The organism is Enterobacter cloacae complex sp.6700776 (assembly GCF_048284255.1).
Lineage (GTDB): Bacteria > Pseudomonadota > Gammaproteobacteria > Enterobacterales > Enterobacteriaceae > Enterobacter > Enterobacter intestinihominis.
This window is the reverse complement of sequence record NZ_JBLVYK010000004.1, coordinates 156,224-177,017: the sequence shown is the minus strand read 5'-3', so window position 1 is coordinate 177,017 and position 20,794 is coordinate 156,224. Positions and strand designations below refer to the sequence as shown.

Annotated in this window: 21 protein-coding genes; 7 read left to right on the top strand and 14 right to left on the bottom strand. The window is 56.5% G+C overall.

The genetic code is table 11. The features are described from left to right. Positions 1 to 81: 81 nt before the first annotated feature. The 7 genes from chbG to osmE form a co-directional block, all read right to left on the bottom strand. Positions 82 to 831 (bottom strand): chitin disaccharide deacetylase, encoded by a 750-nt coding sequence (gene chbG / locus ACNQ0T_RS08785; RefSeq protein WP_154848674.1) that lies wholly within the window; start codon positions 829 to 831, stop codon positions 82 to 84. An 11-nt stretch (positions 832 to 842) separates the two neighbouring features. Next, on the bottom strand, positions 843 to 2,198 hold the full coding sequence (locus tag ACNQ0T_RS08780; RefSeq protein WP_417929898.1) for a 6-phospho-beta-glucosidase: 1,356 nt from the start codon (positions 2,196 to 2,198) through the stop codon (positions 843 to 845). A 109-nt stretch (positions 2,199 to 2,307) separates the two neighbouring features. Next, positions 2,308 to 3,153: a transcriptional regulator ChbR gene (gene chbR, locus ACNQ0T_RS08775; protein WP_255248587.1), complete on the bottom strand. Its 846-nt coding sequence runs from the start codon at positions 3,151 to 3,153 to the stop codon at positions 2,308 to 2,310. A 2-nt stretch (positions 3,154 to 3,155) separates the two neighbouring features. Further along, positions 3,156 to 3,503 carry a PTS N,N'-diacetylchitobiose transporter subunit IIA gene (chbA, locus tag ACNQ0T_RS08770; protein ID WP_022647820.1) on the bottom strand — a complete coding sequence of 116 codons (348 nt, stop codon included), beginning with the start codon at positions 3,501 to 3,503 and terminating at the stop codon, positions 3,156 to 3,158. A gap of 47 nt (positions 3,504 to 3,550) precedes the next feature. Continuing rightward, on the bottom strand, positions 3,551 to 4,909 hold the full coding sequence (gene chbC, locus ACNQ0T_RS08765; RefSeq protein WP_320684125.1) for a PTS N,N'-diacetylchitobiose transporter subunit IIC: 1,359 nt from the start codon (positions 4,907 to 4,909) through the stop codon (positions 3,551 to 3,553). 80 nt (positions 4,910 to 4,989) lie between these two features. Next, positions 4,990 to 5,313 (bottom strand): PTS N,N'-diacetylchitobiose transporter subunit IIB, encoded by a 324-nt coding sequence (gene chbB / locus ACNQ0T_RS08760; protein ID WP_225303350.1) that lies wholly within the window; start codon positions 5,311 to 5,313, stop codon positions 4,990 to 4,992. A 275-nt stretch (positions 5,314 to 5,588) separates the two neighbouring features. Then, positions 5,589 to 5,933: an osmotically-inducible lipoprotein OsmE gene (gene osmE / locus ACNQ0T_RS08755; RefSeq protein WP_022647818.1), complete on the bottom strand. Its 345-nt coding sequence runs from the start codon at positions 5,931 to 5,933 to the stop codon at positions 5,589 to 5,591. A gap of 231 nt (positions 5,934 to 6,164) precedes the next feature. Between osmE and nadE the strand changes: the two genes are divergently transcribed. After that, complete coding sequence (gene nadE / locus ACNQ0T_RS08750; RefSeq protein WP_022647817.1) at positions 6,165 to 6,992, top strand: ammonia-dependent NAD(+) synthetase; 828 nt, start codon at positions 6,165 to 6,167, stop codon at positions 6,990 to 6,992. Positions 6,993 to 7,107: 115 nt separating this feature from the next. Next, the gene (cho, locus tag ACNQ0T_RS08745; RefSeq protein ID WP_074133504.1) at positions 7,108 to 7,986 is read left to right on the top strand and encodes an excinuclease Cho; all 879 of its coding nucleotides are present in this window, start codon (positions 7,108 to 7,110) and stop codon (positions 7,984 to 7,986) included. On the opposite strand, the gene ves is transcribed toward cho, so the two are convergent. From ves to ACNQ0T_RS08710, 7 genes are all read right to left on the bottom strand, one after another. Further along, a complete protein-coding gene (gene ves, locus ACNQ0T_RS08740) occupies positions 7,964 to 8,521 on the bottom strand; it encodes an environmental stress-induced protein Ves (RefSeq protein ID WP_022647815.1) in 558 nt (185 codons plus the stop codon). The genes cho and ves overlap by 23 nt on opposite strands. A 167-nt stretch (positions 8,522 to 8,688) precedes the next feature. Continuing rightward, positions 8,689 to 9,183 (bottom strand): ATP-independent periplasmic protein-refolding chaperone Spy, encoded by a 495-nt coding sequence (spy, locus tag ACNQ0T_RS08735; protein WP_022647814.1) that lies wholly within the window; start codon positions 9,181 to 9,183, stop codon positions 8,689 to 8,691. Positions 9,184 to 9,520: 337 nt separating this feature from the next. Then, positions 9,521 to 10,486: a succinylglutamate desuccinylase gene (gene astE / locus ACNQ0T_RS08730; RefSeq protein ID WP_417929896.1), complete on the bottom strand. Its 966-nt coding sequence runs from the start codon at positions 10,484 to 10,486 to the stop codon at positions 9,521 to 9,523. Positions 10,487 to 10,495: 9 nt separating this feature from the next. Then, on the bottom strand, positions 10,496 to 11,821 hold the full coding sequence (gene astB, locus ACNQ0T_RS08725; protein ID WP_045307971.1) for an N-succinylarginine dihydrolase: 1,326 nt from the start codon (positions 11,819 to 11,821) through the stop codon (positions 10,496 to 10,498). After that, complete coding sequence (gene astD / locus ACNQ0T_RS08720) at positions 11,808 to 13,295, bottom strand: succinylglutamate-semialdehyde dehydrogenase (RefSeq protein ID WP_417929894.1); 1,488 nt, start codon at positions 13,293 to 13,295, stop codon at positions 11,808 to 11,810. Before astD ends, astB begins: the two co-directional genes overlap by 14 nt. Continuing rightward, positions 13,292 to 14,326, bottom strand: a complete 1,035-nt coding sequence (gene astA / locus ACNQ0T_RS08715; protein WP_022647810.1) for an arginine N-succinyltransferase — start codon at positions 14,324 to 14,326, stop codon at positions 13,292 to 13,294. Before astA ends, astD begins: the two co-directional genes overlap by 4 nt. Beyond that, on the bottom strand, positions 14,323 to 15,543 hold the full coding sequence (locus tag ACNQ0T_RS08710; RefSeq protein ID WP_022647809.1) for an aspartate aminotransferase family protein: 1,221 nt from the start codon (positions 15,541 to 15,543) through the stop codon (positions 14,323 to 14,325). Before ACNQ0T_RS08710 ends, astA begins: the two co-directional genes overlap by 4 nt. Positions 15,544 to 15,976: 433 nt before the next feature. Here ACNQ0T_RS08710 and xthA point away from each other — a divergent pair, with 433 nt between their 5' ends. Genes xthA through ACNQ0T_RS08685 form a run of 5 tightly spaced genes read left to right on the top strand, consistent with a single transcriptional unit; the run spans position 15,977 to position 20,771 of the window. Further along, a complete protein-coding gene (xthA, locus tag ACNQ0T_RS08705) occupies positions 15,977 to 16,783 on the top strand; it encodes an exodeoxyribonuclease III (RefSeq protein WP_023299900.1) in 807 nt (268 codons plus the stop codon). A 6-nt stretch (positions 16,784 to 16,789) separates the two neighbouring features. Beyond that, positions 16,790 to 17,473: a TVP38/TMEM64 family protein gene (locus ACNQ0T_RS08700; protein ID WP_045621419.1), complete on the top strand. Its 684-nt coding sequence runs from the start codon at positions 16,790 to 16,792 to the stop codon at positions 17,471 to 17,473. Positions 17,474 to 17,479: 6 nt separating this feature from the next. Next, positions 17,480 to 18,649 carry an ABC transporter substrate-binding protein gene (locus ACNQ0T_RS08695; protein ID WP_192935506.1) on the top strand — a complete coding sequence of 390 codons (1,170 nt, stop codon included), beginning with the start codon at positions 17,480 to 17,482 and terminating at the stop codon, positions 18,647 to 18,649. Then, a complete protein-coding gene (locus ACNQ0T_RS08690; RefSeq protein WP_161177321.1) occupies positions 18,622 to 20,151 on the top strand; it encodes a thiamine ABC transporter permease in 1,530 nt (509 codons plus the stop codon). The genes ACNQ0T_RS08695 and ACNQ0T_RS08690 overlap by 28 nt, the downstream gene beginning before the upstream one ends. Then, positions 20,151 to 20,771, top strand: coding sequence for an ATP-binding cassette domain-containing protein (locus tag ACNQ0T_RS08685; RefSeq protein ID WP_161177320.1), 621 nt, complete (start codon positions 20,151 to 20,153; stop codon positions 20,769 to 20,771). Before ACNQ0T_RS08690 ends, ACNQ0T_RS08685 begins: the two co-directional genes overlap by 1 nt. Positions 20,772 to 20,794: the final 23 nt, after the last annotated feature.

Genomic DNA, 20,794 nt, shown 5'->3' with positions numbered 1-20,794 from the left:
TGGCGCTACGCTTACCCGGCCTATATTTCGACTGATGTTGTAGGCCCGGTAAGGCGAAGCCGTCCCCGGGCTTTATTTTGCTCACAAATCCCTGAACGTCCCCAGACGATACCCACGCTCGGCAATCGCATACTTCAACGACGCCGACGTTAGCACGTCCAGTTCCGCCAGACGCGGCCAGCAGTAGGCGCTCTTACGTACGATGTTATCGACAAACGCCGGATGCGCCATTACCTCAAGCGAGCGCTCCCCTTTTGCGGCGGAGGCATCCAGCACCTTCAGGAACAGCGCTTCGTCGATATCGTCGCCATAAAATGCGCTGCTGAACCCCTCCGTTGACGTCACCGCAACGTCCGGCAGTCCGCGCACCTCCCGATCCACGCGCATCGCCACGCCTTTACGTTGGGCAAATTCTGCCACAAGCGGGAAAATCGCCGGGATCATATGCACATGATGATGACTGTCGATATGGGTGGGCTCGCGGCCAAACACATCCACAAAGCGGTTAAACTGGCAGTCCAGCTCGCGGGCAATCTCATCAAGCGGTAAAGCGTCCTGCTCCGCCATTTCCCAAATCCATTTACCCAGTTGCCCGTCGCGCGTCAGCCCCGGCATCGGTGAAAGGGGCAACCCAAGCGTCAGCACAAAGTGCATGCCCACGCCCAGTTCGGGCAACTCACGGCTTAGCTGCGCCGCATGTTCCACCGCCTCACCGTTGATGAGCGCTGTTGTAGAGGTCACGACGCCCTGGCGACAGGCTTCGATAATGCCGTAGTTCTGCCCTTTTGACAGGCCGAAATCATCGGCATTGACGATCAGCAGGTTTTCCATCGCGCCTCCTCTTAACGGTGTGTGAGTTTCAGTTTCTCAACCGTTGCAGCAAAGTTTGGCAGCCATTTCTCATGCGCCAGGATCATCTCACTCGCGAGTTTTTCAGCGTCACGGTCAGAATGCACCAGCGGGCTCAGGTTCAGCGCCAGCAGCACGTCATTCAGCTCGCCGCTCAGGGCCGCATTGCTCGCCGCCACTTCAAAGCCTTTAATGGTGTGAATCAGGCCCATCACCTTATCGTCGAAGTGGGTAATGCGGGGATGCGGTTTTGCACCCTCGCGCCCAAGGATGCAGGTCATCTCCACGGCCCAGTCTGCCGGGATATTGTCGATGTGCCCATGATGCGGAACGTTCACATAGTGCTCGGCCTGCTTGTCATTGTAAATGGCGTTGATCACTTCACACGCGGCATCTGAATAGTATGCCCCACCGCGCTGCTCAAGCTCTTTCGGTTTGACGTTCAGGTTCGGATCTTTATACAAATCAAAAAGCTGCTTCTCTACTTTCTGTACAACCTGAGCGCGTGCGCCACCTTTGTAGTATTCGCCCATTTCAATCGCCAGCATCTCTTTCTGCTTGAAGTAGTAAAGCAGATACGAGCACGGCAGCAGATTCAGGGAGCGGATCAGCCCTTCGCTGAACGGCAGATCGAAGATGTTTTTCACCGAGGCCGCGGTCAGGCGACCAGAGGCAACGCCATCAAGCAGCTCCGCAAAGCGCGATTGCCCGTTCACAATCACATCTTTGACAAAGACCATGTGGTTCAGGCCGAACAGGTCAATGGACAATTCATCGTTATCGGTTAGCGCCAGCACATCGCGGATGAACATCTTCATGCCGATCGGAATATTGCAGACGCCGATAAAGCGTTTGAAACCGGTGTGACGATAGACTGCCTCGGTGACCATCCCGGCCGGGTTGGTAAAGTTAATCACCCAAGCGTTCGGGCAGATCTCCTCCACGTCTTTAATGATGTCAAAAATGACCGGAATAGTACGCAGACCTTTAAACAGGCCACCTGCCCCGTTGGTTTCCTGGCCCAGATAACCGTGGCTCAGCGGAATACGCTCGTCCAGCTCACGCGCCTTCAGCTGGCCGACGCGCAGCTGGGTGGTCACGAAGTCAGCATCTTTCAGCGCCAGGCGGCGATCCAGCGTTTTATGCACGGTTAAAGGCACGCCTGCTTTTTCAACCATGCGTTTGCACAGTTCAAAAATAATATTTAGCTTCTCCTGACCTTCTTCAACATCCACCAGCCATAATTCGCTGACCGGTAATTCATGATAACGTTTCAGGAAACCTTCAAGTAATTCCGGGGTATAGCTGCTGCCGCCACCAATGGTTACGACTTTTAATTTCTTTTGCATAAACTCTCCCTTAGCTTATCAGGGTAATCGCCTGCAAGGTATAGCGTACTCTTCCCGCTATTTGGGCAAGCCATTACGTCAATATTCCTGGCGGATAAACCGCCGAAAGTTAATTAATTACCGTTAAATTTTTGCGGTAACTGTTCGGTGTGAATGAAGTCATTTTCTTAAAGGTTTTAATAAACAGGCTGGGGCTGCTGTAACCCGATTCGTAAGCGATATCGGTGACAGAGTAGTTAGTAATTTCCAGCTGTTTTTTGGCAAAATTGATGCGGATTTCATTAATAATTTGAACAGGCGTTTTACGGTAATAGCGCTGCGTGGCGCGCGTTAAATATTCCTGCGATTTACCCGACAGCGCCACCATGTTTTCCAGGGCGTTATCGCTGAACTGTCCTTTGTCGTGCATCAGCTCCACGGTACTGCGCAGCCACTGAGGAATATCATCCACCACCTGCTGTTCTTCACGGTGATGGCGAAGACGGTTCATGACGTAGAACGTCACGGTTTCAATAAATTCATCAAATTCATTGTCGCGGAAATTCAGCGAGGCGATAACCGTTTCAATCCAGGTCATAAACTCATTTTTAACGCGATACACCTGTGACGCCACAAAGCAGAACGGAACCAGCGGCAGATAGTGCTTCTCGAAGAAACGCCTGCTCACCCCTACGTTAAGAATGCGCGTCGCACCAAACTCATAAAAGCTCTGGTGATAGGACCCCATCGGCAGGAAGACGAAATCGCCACGCTCAAGCAGGACGCGCTTACCGTTAATCTCCTGATAGTAGCGGCCGGTCAGAACAATCGTGAACTCGTAGTAGTCATGCTGGTGCAGACCGCTGGCGCTCTCCGTTTTGTTGTAAATCACCACGTGAAAATTCTTGCCATTAAACAGCTGCTGCTCATGTGCGGTTTTGATTTCCATCGTGCTGACCTCCTGGTGCCTGTTCAGACTTACTGCATCTTCTCGTGAAGCTCGATGAGCTCCGCTACCATCTCGCGCGCCAGCATGGAGGTCATCAGGTGATCCTGCGCATGTACCAGCACCAGACTCACTTTCATCTTTCCTTCGCCCTGGTCGCTTTCGATGAGTTTCGTCTGCACCAGATGCGCTTCGTTTAACGCCGTACGGGACTGCTCCATCATGGTTTTCGCGGCAACAAAATCGCCCTGCTTAGCCTGCTTAAGCGCCGCATACGCCAGGCTTCGCGCCTGCCCGGAATTGATGATGAGCCCCATCACCACCTCTTCCAAATCGTTCACTGCGGTTTCTTCGGCAACGATACTCTCTAAATCTAACATCTTTAAGCTCCTTTACGCTGGCGCGGGCTGCCCCGCGCCGTGCAATTTTAGAATTTCAGTGCGAGGGCGATATCCTCTTCGCTCTCTTCTTCATCGATAACCGTTGCAGCCTTGTTCGCAATCGCCACGAACGGCATGTAGAGCAGGGTTGCAATCCCGAGGTTGAATATCGCCAGCAGGAAGGCGGCCACGCTACCGTTGGTGTTGAAGAACGCGCCCAGACCAGCTGGCATCGTCCACGGCGCAATGTTGGTCACCGGCGGGATAATGCCCAGGTAGTATGCCGTCAGCGTAATCGCGGCCAGCAGCGGCTGAACCAGGATGAATGGAATGAACATCACCGGGTTCATGATAATTGGCAGACCAAACAGGATCGGCTCGTTAATCTGGAAGATGCCTGACGGCAGGGCCAGCTTCGCAACCTGACGATGGTCGGCGCGGCGAGAGACAATAAAGACCGCGATGATCAGACCCAGCGTCGCCCCGGTACCGCCCAGGAAGATATAGGAGTCAAGCATCGGCTTCGCCCACACATGGAAGGTTTTACCGGCCGCCAGCGCCGCATCGACGGAGCCGTACTGCTGGTAAAGCGCGACGTTTTCCAGTGCCCACGGGGTCATAATACCGCTGTCCAGCGCCGCCAGTGCCAGTGAACCATGCACGCCGAAGAACCACAGCAGGGAGGTAAAGATGACATACGCCCAACCGACCACGCTACCCATCGACGCCAGCGGCGTTGAGATAGAGTCCATAATGATCTGGTGGAAGTTAGTCCCCCAGTGAGAGAGCGCCCAGGCAATAATCCCCATGATGGAGAGAATAATGAAGCCCGGTATCAACGCGGAAAATGAACGAGAAACGGAGGCCGGAACGCTATCCGGCAAGCGGATAACCCAGTTGCGGCGAATAATAAAGGTGAACATTTCGGCCACCACCAGTCCGATAATAATACCGGAAATGATGTTTGCCCCACCCAGCCAGTTGGCGCCCACGGCGTAAGCGTCGCCCACGCTGTACGGCGTGACGGTCATAAACGCGGCAATGGCCAGTAAGCCTGCCGCCAGCGGATCCACCTTACGCTCTTCCGCCAGCGCCATTCCAATAAAGAAAGGCGCCATTAGCGACATAATACCCAACGTACCATTGTATACGTTGCCGCCAATGGCTTTTAAACCATTAAGGGTTTCAATAGTGGAAGCATCTAACCTAATTCCTAATGAATAAAAAAAGGAACCTTCTCCAAAGCTGAGAAAAACGTTGTTAATTAAAACGAACATTGCCCCGGCTAATGTCAACGGCATTAATTTAATAAAGCCGTTCTTAATGGCATTAACGTGAGGCTGCTTTCCTATTTTAACAGCAAAAGGAAGGAGTACCTTTTCAAGTGAAGCGATGACTTTACTCATAGGAAAATACCCTTAAATGCCGCAACGACCGTTACGGCGTATTGTGTGTGAAATAACTCTTTGACGGGAAAAATAAAAAATTAATTAGCAGCTTTTTTAATCGCCGCAACAGCAGCTTTTAATACACCTAAACCATCAATCTTGCCGTATAAAACGGAATCGATCACTTCGACCGGCTTATTAGGGAGCAAACGTTGAATTTCTGGCAGCATATAAGCGATTTGCGGCCCGAGTAAAATTACATCTGCTGTCTGACCCTTTTCGCCCGCCAGCGTTTCCGGAAACGCCTCAATCACCACAGGGACTTCATATTTTTCGGCCTGCGCGCGCATTTTTGAAACCAGCAGCGAAGTGGACATGCCCGCAGAGCAGAACAAGTAGATATGTTTCTTTTCCATGATAATTTCCCTCTTATTGGTCTGACCGCCGTCGCGCTATCACTCGACTCGCTATCCTGGCTGACGGGCAGTGTGCTGAACATTGTTTGTCGTTGAAGTGAGTATACGCAATGGTACAGGGAGGGGATAATTCTGGATAGACTCAAATTGTCTCTCATTGACCTGGCTTGTTGACTACCTTCACATTTCAGGCAAATATTTCGCGCTAAGAAATAAGATTTACGTATGCATAAAAAAACCGGCCATCAGGCCGGTTTGTTAACACTTTCAGGCAAGCGCGGTTACTGCGCCTTAGGTGCCTGTGGATCGGTGTCATATTCAGCGCAGGTTTGGTAACCCGAATTGATCACGTGACCGGTATCATCCAGGGCGACAAAGTAGGTTTCTGCCTTACCATTACGTTGACCCAGAATATAGGTCTGGCAGGTGCCACGCGCGTGGATCATAGTGACTTCTGAAGAAGGTTTACCGGCAATGGCTGCAACCTGGGAGCGCGTCATGCCTTTTTTGACGTCTTTTACCACTGGCTGTGTGAACTGATCTGTGGTGCGATCGTAAGCTGTACACCCAGCCAGCATAGTCAGTACCGCCGCTGCGCTTAAAATTCCTGCTACGTTCTTGTTCATATTCCGTCCTCTTGTTTATCAGCGTGTTAACTAAGCATGGGATAAAAATTACTATTGTTCAACTTTACGAGTTACGCCAGACGAATTTCGGAAAATTCTAATAAAACAACGATAAGCTGCTAAATCGCTGTAAAACAGTACACTCAAAACTGTGATCCTTGTCGTTTCCCCGACAAAGGGTTAGTTTTAACAGATCACACTTTCTGTTTGGTTCTGCATAGGGAGGGCGTAATGGCTCTGCAACAAGAAATTATTCAGGCGCTGGGCGCGAAACCTGCGATTAATGCCAATGAAGAGATCCGTCGTAGCGTTGATTTTTTGAAAGCTTACCTGTCCGCACACCCTTTCCTGAAGACGCTGGTACTGGGTATCAGCGGCGGTCAGGACTCCACTCTGGCCGGTAAACTTAGCCAGATGGCCATCACCGAGCTGCGTGACGAGACCGGTGACACCGCACTGCAATTTATTGCCGTACGTCTGCCGTATGGCGTGCAGGCCGACGAGCAGGACTGTCAGGATGCGATCGCCTTTATTCAGCCGGACCGTGTTCTTACCGTAAACATCAAAGGTTCGGTACTGGCAAGCGAGCAGGCCTTGCGTGAAGCCGGTATTGAACTGAGCGATTTTGTTCGTGGCAACGAGAAAGCCCGTGAGCGCATGAAAGCGCAGTACAGTATCGCAGGGATGACCAAAGGGGTCGTCGTCGGCACCGACCACGCCGCGGAAGCCATCACCGGTTTCTTCACCAAATACGGCGATGGCGGCACGGACATCAACCCCCTCTTCCGCCTGAACAAGCGTCAGGGTAAGCAACTGCTGGCGGCGTTGGGCTGCCCGGAGCACCTGTATAAGAAGGCGCCAACGGCAGACCTGGAAGACGATCGCCCTTCCCTGCCGGATGAAGCCGCGCTGGGTGTGACCTATGACAACATCGATGATTATCTGGAAGGCAAAACGCTCGACGAAGGTACCGCAAAAATTATTGAAGGCTGGTATCTGAAAACCGAGCACAAACGCCGTCCACCCATTACGGTGTTTGATGATTTCTGGAAAAAGTAAAAGCAAAACGGTAACTCAGTTTTGCAGGCCGGGTAAGGCGTAGCCGCCACCCGGCTCTTTTTTAACCACCAAACACCTGCTACACTGTATGCCTGAACAGTATATGGAGCAGTATGTGAGCAGGCGTCAATCCGCCCCGCGTCTTGAGTTTGAAGCGGCGGCTATCTACGAATATCCCGAGCATCTTCGCCCCTGGCTTGAGGCGCTGCCTAAACAGCCTGGCGTCTATTTCTTCCACGGCGACAGCGACACCATGCCGCTCTATATCGGCAAAAGCGTAAATATCCGCACTCGGGTGATGTCGCACCTGCGTACGCCGGACGAAGCGTCGATGCTCAGACAGTCCCGGCGGATCACCTGGATCGAGACGGCAGGTGAACTGGGCGCGCTTCTGCTCGAAGCCCGGCTCATCAAGGAACAGCAGCCGCTGTTTAACAAACGTCTGCGCCGCAACCGCCAGCTGTGTTCCTTGCAGGTTAACGCGGGAAAACCGCAGGTCGTTTATGCCCGGGAAGTGGATTTTTCGCATGAACCGAATCTTTACGGTCTGTTTGCCAACAAACGTGCCGCACTGCAAACTCTGCAATCCCTTGCTGATGAATTACAGCTTTGTTACGGCCTGTTAGGACTGGAAGCGACTACCCGCGGTCGCGCCTGTTTCCGCTCCGCATTGAAACGCTGCGCCGGGGCGTGCTGTGGAAAAGAGAGCGTTGAAGAACATCATGCCCGGTTTATGGCTGGCCTGGCCTCAATCAGCGTCAACTGCTGGCCGTGGGAAGGCGCGGTGGCGTTGAAAGAGACCCGCGATGCGATGACGCACTATCACGTCATCCGCAACTGGCTCTGGCTTGGCGCGGTTGAAAGTCTGGATGACGCTGCCGCCCTGCTGCGCACACCTGCCGGGTTCGATCAGGATGGCTACAAAATTCTCTGTAAGCCGCTGTTAACCGGTAAATATGAGATAGTCATGCTCAATGACCCGGCAGCCAGGTAATTTCACTGAACAGCAGCGACCCCTTCGTTTCCAGTAGACGGAGGGTATGGCTGCCCTCTTGCCAGCTGGCGCCCTGATCGGCGGTCAGTAATTTATCGCCCAGTTGCCAGGCGCCGCTTAATACGAACGCCACGCCACCGCGTGATGCGAAGGTAGTGAACGTTCGGGTAGCAACGCGCACTTTTGCCTGGCAGTGCTCCCGTCGGGTCATGACATTGAAATCCATCGACATCTGCCCCTCCGTGAGCACGGCTTTCACCGTCAAATCGCCCGCAAAGCCGTAAGGCTGATGGTGTTTCAGGGTATGGCAAAACGCCCTCCCCGCATCCAGCGTCACCTCGCCGCCTTCCAGCAGCGTAATCACCCGGTCAACGCCCGGAAACGCGGAGAATTCGCCGTTACTGGCGATGGAGGCGATGCTGGCCCGCCAGGAAAAATCCCGCGTCGCGGGAGGGAAACAGCAAATCTCACGCGTCTCGCCCGCGCCGTTACGCCAGAGACTGACGGGTATTTTACGGATATCAAAGAATTCCATGACCACTCCTGAAGGACGCACCGTGCGCCAGGGCATTTTCACAGACGTATTATCGGCAACGGTAAGGCCAGACCTTAGGCATGGGGCAAAAGAAAAACCGCCGGTCCTGTCCACAGCGTTTTCGCTTGTGTAGACAGGAGCCCGGCGGTCTTAAGAGAGTGAACCGATTATTCGGCTGGTGCAGGCATTTTACCTTCCGGCGCTGCACGTTCTGTCAGACGCTTCTCAAAATTGGCATTAAATTGCTTTTTCTGTTCCGGCGTCAGAATGTTGTAAATCTTGTTCTGGGTTTCCATGTGGGCCAGCATGCGCGCTTTATGCTGCTCGGCCATTTTGTCGATCTGCGCTTCTGCTTTTGCTTTGTCGAAGCTGTCGCTGGCAATGATGTCATGCATCGCGCGGCGCTCTTCCAGCGGAGGACGTTTCATCTGGTCACGCTGACTTTTCCTGATGTCGCGGATCTGCTGCTTCTGCGCATCGGTCAGGTTCAGATCTTTAAACATCATCATCTCATGATGCATACCCGGCTTGCCTTTATGATGCATCATCATTTTGCCTTCTGCCGGCGCGGCGGTAGTGGTCGCGGTATCGGCGGCGAACGCCATGCTGGTAGCGCCCAGAGCCAGGGTAGAGGCAACAAACAGTGCAGTTAATTTACGCATAATGTCTTTCCTTACTTTCAGTTATTCTTCGGCGCTATGCCGTGTTGACGAGATTAACTTTACGGGGTTTATCGTCAATTAGTCAGAGCAACGGTAAAACAATGAAAGTATAAAAAACACGTTTTCGCCAATTATGGAGAAATTAAGGAAAAAGCGTGGAGAGATGAAACAAAAATATTCAACAGGATGATTTTAAAGAGATTGTGGAGGAGTATAGCGAAGTGCCGTTTAATAATAAAGCAATTCTCCAGGAATATTCCGCAAACACTTCCAGAGCGCTTTTAACGTTAAGAAATTAATTCTTCGTTTCCCCTCCGGTCTGCGCGAGGGGAGACGATCAGGGCATTTTTTCCAGCATCAACCCGGCTCGTAAACCAAACGCGACTGACGGGTTAGGAAATAAAACATATTCCGTGGGGTTCTGTACCGCATAGCGCGTCTCACCCTCTTCCGCCAGCAGGACGCCCTGGCGAAACGGCGTGAAGTTCAGCGTATGGGGCGCCATATGAAGCTGGAAAGCTTCACTTTGACGCGTGATCTGCTGTACGACCCGATAGCGCACGACAGGTTCCCGGGTGGGTTCCGGCGCAACCCCTGCGAGCAACGCCCGAAGCGCCTGATGCGTAGGGGCAAAACGCGTCAGGTCGTTTTGCCCGAACGGCAGCGCTTTTCCCAGCTCCAGCGTGCAGGACAGCGCGCCGAAATTCTCGCAGGTGAAGTGGGTAAACGTGCCCCCCGGCGTCTGGTGGAAAACCAGCGCTTCCAGTCCCGCGTCGCCAAGCCAGGTCAGAAACGCCTCATCCCACGGCTGATGGCGCTGCGGTAACACGCCAAAACGTACGTGGTACGAGGCGCGGATGGCGGTATGCAGATCGAGGTGCCAGCGCGTCTCCCCCGCCCCGGCAAAAAACGCCGTGACCACCTTCTCCAGCCATTGCGCACGTGTCGTTTCATCACTCTGTGGAAATTGCGCCCAGCGGCCACCAAACATTCGGTTGATGTCGCTCACGAGATACCGTTTGTTTTGCGCCAGCGCAGGCGGATTTCCCAGTACCACCAGCAGACGGCAGTGCAGCGTGATCTCTGCGCGATACAGCGCGCGCAGCAACAGATCGACAATCTCCACGGGCGCGGTTTCATTCCCGTGAATGCCGGTAGAAAGCAGCAGCGACAGGTTATATTGCCACGTCGGCGTCAGTTCAAGCACGCCCGGCCCCAGCCATCGCCAGTGGAACGAAGGGCCTTCCCCCTCGTGCCGCTCCGGTGTCTCTTCAGCCAGCGTCAGCGCCAGAAAGTTTTCCATATCGTCTCCTTAGCGCTGGAACGGATAAACCGATCCCAGTTGCAGGATGGTCGATAATGCATCCAGCGCCTCGCGGCCTTCGCGCAGCAGCTGCGGATCAACCAGATCGGCCTGAACCAGACGGTCACGATAGTAGCGGTCCACCCAGTCATTGAGGGTATTGAACAGCGTGTCGTTCATCATCACCGACGGATTCACGGCCTGCATTTCCTCCGGCGTTAACACCACGCGCAGTCGCAGGCACGCCGGTCCCCCGCCGTTGGCCATACTTTCCCGCAGATCAAACACGCGCAGTTCATCAATCGGGTTATCCGCCTGCACCAGTTCGCTGAGATAGCGCCAGACGCCCTGATGGTTGCGGGACTCCTGCGGCAGCACCAGCATCATGCTGCCGTCATCCCGGCTCAGCAGCTGGCTGTTGAACAGATACGTTTCGACCGCATCCTGCACGCTTACCGCCTGCGTGGGCACCTGAATCGGCATAAATCCCGGCACGCGTTCGCGCAGCGTGGCCAGCAACTTTTCCTGATGGGCAAACGCCTGCTCGTGGCAGAACAGCACCTGACGGTTGGAAACGGCAATCACGTCGTTATGAAAAACGCCCTGGTCGATCACCTGCGGATTTTGCTGGGCAAAAATCACCTGAGTAGGATTAACCTGGTTCAGCCGTGCAACCGCCTGGCTTGCGGCTAAGGTTTGTCTCGCCGGATAACGAACCGGCGCGGCGTGGCCGCCCTCTTCCCGTCCATAGATAAACAGCTGCAAACCCGGATCGCCGTAATCGCCACCCAGACGGTTGTGGTTTGCCGCCCCTTCGTCGCCAAACATCGCGACCTGCGGCAGCGCCGAATGCACCTCAAAATGCGCATCATGATTAAAAATGGCGCGCAGCACGCGCCCGGTGGTCTCCGCTTCGCTGGCGCGGTGGAATTTGTTGTTCAGGTTAGCGACAGTCAGATGCACTTTGCCGTCCAGCGTATCCGCCGACGGCGCGACGGTGGCGGCATTCGCTACCCACATTGAAGAGGCTGAACTGGCCGCGGAAAGCAGCTGTGGGGACTGCGTACCGGCTTTTTCAACCACCTGTTCATCCGTACCGCTGAAGCCCAGCTGGCGCAGCACGGCCACGTTCGGCCGCTCCTGCGGCGGGATCACCGCCTGCGGGAAACCGGCATCGGACAGCGCCTTCATTTTCAATAGCCCCTGCTTGGCCGCCAGCTTCGGGTTCGAGACCTGGAAACGGTGCTTCGTCGAAGCTTCATTGCCGAACGACAGCCCGGCATAGTGGTGCGTCAGCCCCACCAGTCCGTCAAAGTTAACCTCACGCGCTTTCATGGGCGTCACCCTCTGTAAAATCCAGCCCCGGATTCAACGTCTCCGGCAGCGTCAGCGCCGGGGTTTCCAGGCTTGCCATCGGCCACGCGCAGTAATCGGCGGCATACCAGGCGCTGGCGCGATGGTTGCCCGATGCCCCTACGCCACCAAACGGCGCGGTGCTCGCCGCGCCGGTCAGCGGTTTGTTCCAGTTCACGATCCCGGCGCGCGCTTCCAGCAGCAGCTGGTCGAATTTCTCGCGATGCGGGGATATCAGGCCGCTCGACAGGCCGTAGCGGGTGTTGTTGGCCATCTCGATCGCCGATGCAAAATCGTCATAGCGCCAGACGCACAGCAGCGGGCCAAAGACCTCTTCATCCGGCACGTTGCTCGTCGCACTCATCTCAATAATCCCCGGCGTCAGCAGCGATGTGCCCGGCTGAACCAGCTTCGGCTCCAGCAGGGTTTTCGCCCCGCGCGCCACGTGCTCCTGCCACGCTTTCAGCATGTTCAGCGCCGCCTGCCCGGAGATCAGCCCGCCGATAAACGGCTGCGGCTCGGTATCCCATTTCGCGGGAACCAGACGCCCGCTCACCTCCACCAGACGCTTAAGAAACGCATCCCCCTGCGCGCCGCGTTTAACCAGCAGGCGGCGGGCGCAGGTGCAGCGCTGTCCGGCGGTAATGAATGCCGACTGAATGGTCAGGTGGACCGCAGCATCGATATCATCCGGATCTTCCACAATCAGCGGGTTGTTGCCACCCATCTCCAGCGCCAGAATTTTTTCCGGCTGCCCCGCCAGCTGACGATGCAGCTGATAACCCGTTCCGGCACTGCCGGTAAACAGCAGACCGTCAATGTCGCTCAGCGCACTCAGCGCCTGACCGGTTTCACGCCCGCCCTGCACCAGATTCAGCACGCCCGGCGGCAGCCCCGCCTGCTCCCAGAGTTTTACCACCGCTTCTCCGGTTAAGGGGGTTAACTCACTCGGCTTGAAGATGACGGTATTTCCCGCCAGCAGCGCAGGCACAATATGCCCGTTCGGCAGATGCCCGGGGAAGTTGTACGGGCCAAACACCGCCAACACCCCGTGCGGACGGTGGCGCAACGTGGCGGCGCCGTCCGGCATCCCGGTATGCTGCTCACCGGTGCGGGCGTGGTACGCCTTCACCGATATACCGATTTTATTGATCATCGCCGTCACTTCGGTTGTTGCCTCCCAGCGCGGCTTGCTGGTTTCGCAGGCAATGATGCGGGTCAGCTCTGCTTTATTGGCCTCCAGCAGCGCAGCAAATTTCTCAACCAGCGCCTGGCGCTCGGAGAATGGCCGTTTCGCCCATGCCGGAAACGCGCGGCGTGCAGCCTGGCAGGCCTGCTCAACCTGCCCGGCGCTGGCGTCGCTCCCCGACCAGAGCACCTCCTGGCCGACCGGGTTAGTTTTTGTCCGCGCATCACCTTCGCCCGTTACCCAGTCACCGTTAATCCATAGAGTCATGCTGTTTTCTCCTCAGGGCAGAGCCGCACCAGGCGAACCGTGTCGCCAGCGTTACATTTCAGGGCATCCAGTTGCGCAGCCGTCAGTACCAGACGCTCGCATGTTGGGTTGGTTCGCACCAGCATGGCGCGGAAGTTGGCGTAATTCTCGTTCGAGACCAGGCAGGCTGGCCACTCGCCCGGCGCGGGCTGGCCTTCTGAAACCTCAACCAGGCGGCTTTTTCGGATGGCGCGTACGCGGTCAATATCGCATTCCAGCGTCGGGCCGCCGTCAAAGATGTCGACGTAATTACGGTAGCGAAAACCCTCTTTCTCCAGCACTGCACGGGCCGGAGCGGTTTGCGGGTGAACTTCGCCGATCACCGCCTGCGCTTCCGGCGTTAAGAAATGGGTATAAATAGGATGCTTCGGCATTAACTCGGCGATAAACGCCTTCTGACCGGTACCGCACAGGTAATCCGCCCGGCTGAATTCCATGGAGAAGAAGCGTTCGCCCAGGCTCTCCCAGAACGGCGAGTAGCCCGTCTCATCAATTACGCCGCGCATCTCCGCGACCACTTTTTCGTTGAAGCGGTCGCGAAAGGCGGCCATAAACATGAAGCGCGATTTGGAGAGCAGATAACCGTTACCCTCTTTGCGCCAGTCCGGATCGAGAAACAGGGTGCAGAGTTCGCTGGCGCCGGTATGGTCATTACAGAGAAAAAGCGTCGGCAGCGCGTTGTAGACGTTCAGCTCTTTCGAGGCGTGGACCATCGTGCCGACGCGGTAGTTGTACCACGGATCGTTAAGCCCGACGGCCACCTCGATGGCGCAAATCCCCGCCACGGTTCCCGTGTCGGTCTCTTCCAGCACGAACACATAGCCCTGTTCGCTTTTTGGCAACGTCCCCTGCCAGGTTTGCAGGGCGCGCTCAATGCGCGCCGACAGCGTTTTTTCATCGGCAGGCAGCGAGGTCAGCCCGCCCCCTGTCTTACCGGCAAGCTGCATAAGCCCGGCGAGATCGCCGTGCGCAACGGGACGGATGACCATCATGATGACACCCCGGACTTCACCTGTTCGCAGGCCAGCGCAAAACGATCTAACCCGGTTCTGACCTCTTCCTCACTGACGATCAGCGCAGGGGCAAACCGCACCACGTTAGCGCCGGCAATCAACACCATCACGCCCTGCTTTGCCGCTTCCTGTGAAATCAGCTTCGCTTTGCCAGCAAACTCAGGGGCAAGCTCACAACCTATCAACAGCCCCAGACCGCGGATCTCTTTGAACATGCCGGTCTGGTTATTGATGGCGGTAAGACGCTCAACAAACCACTGGTGACGCTGCTTCACGCCGCTAAGCACCTCAGGAGTGTTGATGATATCCAGCACCTGTCCGGCGACAGCGGTTGCCAGCGGGTTACCGCCGTAAGTGGTGCCATGGGTGCCCACGGTCATCACGCTGGCGAATGTATCGGTGGTCAGCATCGCCCCCACCGGGAAGCCGCCGCCGAGCGCTTTGGCTGTTGAAAGCACATCCGGGGTCACGCCATAGTGCATGTAGGCGTACAGCTCACCCGTGCGGCCCACGCCGGTCTGGACTTCGTCAAAAATCAGGACCGCGTTATGCCGATCGCACAGCTCGCGCAGCCCTTGCAGGAACGCTTTCTGGGCGGGCATGACGCCGCCTTCCCCCTGCATGGGCTCGACAATCACCGCACAGGTGGTGTCGTCAATCAGCTCGCTGGCAGAGTGTAAATCGTTATACGCCGCATGACGGATATCCGGCGGCAGCGGCGCAAAATCCTGAGAATATGAGGGCTGACCACCCGCACTGACGGTAAACAGCGTGCGGCCATGGAAGGCATTTTTAAAGGCTACGATGCCGCTCTTGTGCGGGCCGAATTTATCGTGCGCATATTTGCGCGCCAGCTTCAGCGCCGCTTCGTTCGCTTCCGCGCCGGAGTTACAGAAAAAGACTTTTTCTGCGAAAGTGGCGTCGATCAGCTTCTTCGCCAGACGTAACGCCGGTTCGTTGGTATAACCGTTGCCGGTATGCCAGAATTTCGCCGCCTGATCATTCAGCGCCTGCCGCAGCGCCGGGTTTGCATGCCCCAGCGCATTCACCGCAATCCCACCCGCAAAGTCGATATACTCTTTGCCCTGCTGATCCCACAGGCGAGAGCCTTCCCCACGTACCGGAATAAAAGCCGCCGGAGCGTATACCGGCATCATCCATTCATCAAAATTTTCACGCGTAACTGACAGAGACATAGCGACCTCATCCGGTAAATAAAAGGTTGTTTAAATGTTAAATAATTGAGTGTTTGCACTGTGAATGTAGATTGCAGCGTTCGTGCCAGCCAGCGATAAAAATGCATAAACGGATTTGGGTAACAGAATATCAATGAGTTACAATATGGAGTTATTCACTATTAATGCATAAATAGTGAATATTTTTACAGCAAGCGGCGCTTTGCCGCACGAAAACAAGAAAGAGTATGCACATGCCAAATATAATTCTGGAATTGTGATCGCTCGCGAAATTTATCGGTCCTTTACGCCCTGTTCGAGGGCAAAACGCGTCGAAATGGTGCAAATATTGCACCGTCGGCATTATCTGTCGCAGTAATTGGGCGAAGCGGATAACAGACGACGTAAATTCTGCTACCATCCTTGCACTATTCACCTTGCATTGGCAGCGACTATGAAATTTGTCTCTTTTAATATCAACGGCCTGCGTGCCCGCCCTCACCAGCTCGAAGCGATTGTTGAGCAACATCAGCCAGATGTGATCGGCTTGCAGGAGACAAAAGTTCACGACGATATGTTCCCGCTCGAAGAGGTAGCGAAGCTGGGCTATAACGTTTTTTACCACGGTCAGAAAGGCCACTACGGCGTTGCGCTGCTGACCAAAGATACGCCGGTGTCGGTACGTCGTGGCTTCCCGGGTGACGGTGAAGAAGCACAGCGTCGTCTCATCATGGCTGAGCTGCCTTCCCCGCTGGGTAACATCACTGTGATTAATGGTTACTTCCCGCAGGGTGAAAGCCGCGACCACCCGACCAAATTCCCGGCCAAAGCCAAATTTTATCAGGATCTGCAAAACTACCTTACGACCGAACTCAACAAAGATAATCCGGTGCTGATCATGGGGGATGTGAATATCAGCCCGACTGATCTGGACATTGGCATTGGCGAAGACAGCCGCAAGCGCTGGCTGCGCACCGGGAAATGTTCCTTCCTGCCGGAAGAGCGCGAGTGGATGCAGCGCTTGCTTGACTGGGGGCTGGTGGATACCTTCCGCACCGCTAACCCGGAGACGCAGGATCGCTTCTCGTGGTTTGACTACCGCTCAAAAGGCTTCGATGACAACCGGGGCCTGCGTATTGATCTGCTGCTGGCGAGCGCCCCCCTGGCCGAACGCTGCATCGAAACCGGTATCGACTATGATATTCGCAGCATGGAAAAACCGTCCGACCATGCGCCGGTATGGGCAACGTTCAAGCTGTAATCCTCAGTGAATATTAAAAAAATCAGTCTCCTGTGCGCCCTTCTGGGCGCATTTGTTTTAATCGTTGTTTTGCTTCCTCCGGGCATGCTCTCCCTCGACACGCTAAAAATACACCAGCAAACGTTGCTCGATCGTGTGGAGCAGGCGCCCCTTCAGAGCGCGCTGATCTATTTTGCGGTTTACGTTCTGGTCTCTGCGCTGTCGATACCCGGGGCTGCGCTTCTGACGCTGCTCGGCGGGGCGATTTTCAGCCTGTGGGAGGCGACGCTGTTGGTGTCATTGGCCTCGACGCTCGGCGCCACGCTTGCCATGCTCGTCAGCCGTTATCTGCTGCGTGACTGGGTGCAACGGCGCTTTGCCGCACAGATGAACACGATCGATGTGGGGATGGTTCGCGATGGCGCGCGCTACCTTTTTGCCCTGCGCCTGATGCCGTTGTTTCCGTTCTTTCTGGTCAATTTGCTGATGGGGCTAACCCGTATCCAGGTGCGTCACTACTGGTGGGTCAGCCAGCTTGCGATGCTACCTGCCACCGTCATTTATCTGAACGCCGGACGCGAGCTGGGAAAACTCACCACGCTGCGCGATATTCTGTCGCCGGGACTGCTGTTCGCCTTTACACTATTAGGGTTATTACCGCTGGTCACTCGCTGGCTGTTTTCCCGTTACATCCCTTCGATTAAAAAGTGAGGCATTATGCGCCGGGTGCGTTTTTGCGCGTTTCTGACGAGTCTGCTGCTGGCAACCTCTGCCTTCGCCGCAGAAAGCTGGCAATCCATTCAGCAACAGGCCACCGGGCAGACCGTCTGGTTTAACGCCTGGGGCGGTGACGAGGCCGTTAACCGCTACCTCGACTGGGTGAGCGGCGAGATGAAAACGCACTACGCCATTAACCTGAAGATCGTTCATCTGGCCGATGCCGCCGATGCGGTGAAGCGGATCCAGACGGAACAGGCCGCAGGACGCAGCAGTAACGGGTCGGTGGATCTACTCTGGGTTAACGGGGAAAACTTCCGCACGCTGAAGGAGGCAAACCTGCTGCTCACCGGCTGGGCGCAAACCCTGCCCAACTGGCGTTACGTCGATACCCGTAAACCGGTCACGGAAGATTTTGCCATCCCGACCGATGGGGCGGAATCCCCATGGGGCGGCGCGCAGTTAACCTTCATCGCTCGTAAAGCGAGTACGCCGACGCCTCCGGCAGATCCCCACGCGCTGCTGGCTTACGCTCAGCAGCACCCTGGCAAGGTGAGCTATCCGCGACCGCCGGATTTTACCGGCACGGCGTTTCTTGAACAGCTTCTGCTGGCATTGACCGCCCATCCGGAGGCGTTAAAAAACGCGCCGGACGGCACCTTTGCAGAGATCACCGCGCCGCTGTGGGACTATCTTGATACGCTGCATCCCCTGCTGTGGCGCGAAGGGAACGATTTTCCTCCATCGCCTGCGCGCATGGATACGCTGCTGGCCAGCGGCAGCCTGAACCTGTCGCTCACCTTTAACCCCGCCCACGCGCAGCAAAAGGTGGCGAGCGGTGAACTGCCTGCCGACAGCTACAGTTTCGGCTTTCTCAAAGGCATGATCGGCAACGTCCATTTTGTCGCTATCCCGGCAAATGCCAGTGCGAGCGCAGGGGCGAAAGTGGTGGCAAATTTCCTGCTGTCACCGCAGGCGCAGATCCGCAAAGCCGATCCTGCCGTCTGGGGTGACCCGAGCGTGCTGGATGGTGCCAAACTACCTGCGAAAGCGGCAAAACAGCTTCATGCCTTTACCCCTTCAGGCACGCCTGATGTGCTTCCCGAACCGCACGCCGCCTGGGTTAACGCCCTGGAGCAGGAATGGCTTCGCCGCTACGGAACCCGCTAAGCGGGCTGGTATGGGCGGCAATGGCGGTCATCTATCTGCCACTGCTTCCCGCCAGCGGCATGCTGCTGGCCCCGGCGTTTTCTCTCAGTAACTGGGCGGCGCTGTTTGCCGACCCGCAGCTGCCGCAGGCGCTGGCCGCTACGCTGGTATCAACCCTCATCGCGACGCTGGGTTCACTGTTTATCGCCCTGAGCCTGCTTGCGCTTCTCTGGCCGGGTGATGGCTGGCAGCGCCTGAGCACCCGTCTGCCGTGGCTGTTAGCCGTGCCGCACGTCGCCTTCGCCACCAGCGCGCTGCTGCTGTTTGCGGAAGGCGGTCAGTTTTACCGGATCTGTACAGTCTGTTCGCCGCAGCTTGACCGCTACGGTATCGGGCTTGGCCTGACGCTTGCGGTCAAAGAGAGCGCGTTCGTTCTGTGGGCAATCTACGCCGCACTGCCTGAAAAGCGCCTCGCACAGCAGAAAATTGTCCTGCATACCTTCGGCTACGGACGAATGCAGGCGCTTAACTGGCTCGTCCTCCCGGCTATCGCCCCCGCGCTGGGCGCCGTGATGCTGGCGGTGCTCGCCTGGTCGCTTTCCGTGGTGGATGTGGCGATCGTGCTCGGGCCGGGCAACCCACCTACGCTGGCGGTGCTGGCCTGGCAGTGGCTCACGCAGGGCGATGCGCAGCAGCAGACAAAAGGAACGTTGCTGTGTCTGGTGTTGCTCCTGCTGCTGGCCGCACTTGCCGCGGTGGGATACAGCCTCTGGACGGCTTGGCGGCGCGCCCAGCCTGACGTCTCGGGGGTACGTCGCGCTTCGCATACCGCGTTGCCCGCACGGACGCTGGGCGGGTTACTGCCGCTATGCGGCGTGCTCTGTGCGCTGGTTCTGCTGATGCTGGCACGCCGGGGCGACATCGGCCCCGTCAGCGACAGCCTTTCACTGGGACTGCTGTCCAGCCTGACAGCGCTGGCCATCCTCATGATCTGGCTTGAGTGGGGACCCCAGCGCGGCGCGGTGTGGATCTGGCTGCCGCTTGCCCTCCCGGCGCTGCCCCTCGTGTCCGGGCAGTATGCCGTGGCGCTGTGGCTGGGCATCGACGGCCAGTACGCTGCGGTGCTCTGGAGCCATATGCTCTGGGTTCTCCCGTGGATGCTCCTGGTGCTGCAACCGGCCTGGCGCAGGCTCGATCCCCGGCTTATCCTCACCGCCAGAACGCTGGGCTGGCGACAGGCGAAAATTTTCTGGTTAGTGAAATGTCCCCTGATGGTTCGTCCGGCACTGCTGGCCTTTGCCACCGGCTTTTCCGTGAGCATGGCCCAGTACATGCCCACCCTCTGGCTGGGAGCGGGTCGTTTTACTACTCTGACGACGGAGGCGGTCGCCCTCAGCAGCGGCGGCAGCGTTCCGATCCTCGCCAGCCGGGCGCTGGGTCTGTTGCTGTTAACCAGCAGCGTATTTGCCCTTGCCGCGCTGCTCGCCCGGCTCGTGGGCCGTCACAGACAAGGATTACGTTAATGCTGAACGTGAAAAATCTCACCATTGCGCCACTCTTACGTGAGGTCAACTTCCGCGTCCCGGCAGGGGAGATTCTCACGCTGATGGGACCCTCCGGGAGCGGGAAATCGACCCTTTTCGCCTGGATGGTGGGCGCGTTATCCGCTGATTTTAAGGCGCACGGCGAGCTGTGGCTGAACGATCGTCGCTGCGATATGCTCCCCGTGGAAACGCGCGGGATCGGCATTCTGTTTCAGGACGCCCTGCTGTTTGACGCCTTCAGCGTGGGGCAAAACCTGATGCTGGCGTTGCCGGCGCACATTGCCGGACGCGCGCGGCGCGACGCGGTAGAGCAGGCTCTTGAATCTGCCGGGCTGGCAAACCACTATGTCAGCGATCCGGCGACCCTTTCCGGCGGCGAGCGCGCCCGGGTCAGCCTGCTGCGCGCCCTTCTCGCCCAGCCGCAGGCATTGCTGCTCGACGAACCGTTCAGCCGACTGGATAAAACGCTCCGCGCCTCATTCCGGGTGTGGGTATTCGAAACCACTCGCCAGCGCAAGATCCCGGTGGTGCTGGTTACGCATGATGAGGAAGATATCCCGCCCGGCGGAGAGGTGATTGAGATTTCTCGCTGGCAATAATGTGCTAACGCAATGTTTTTGGC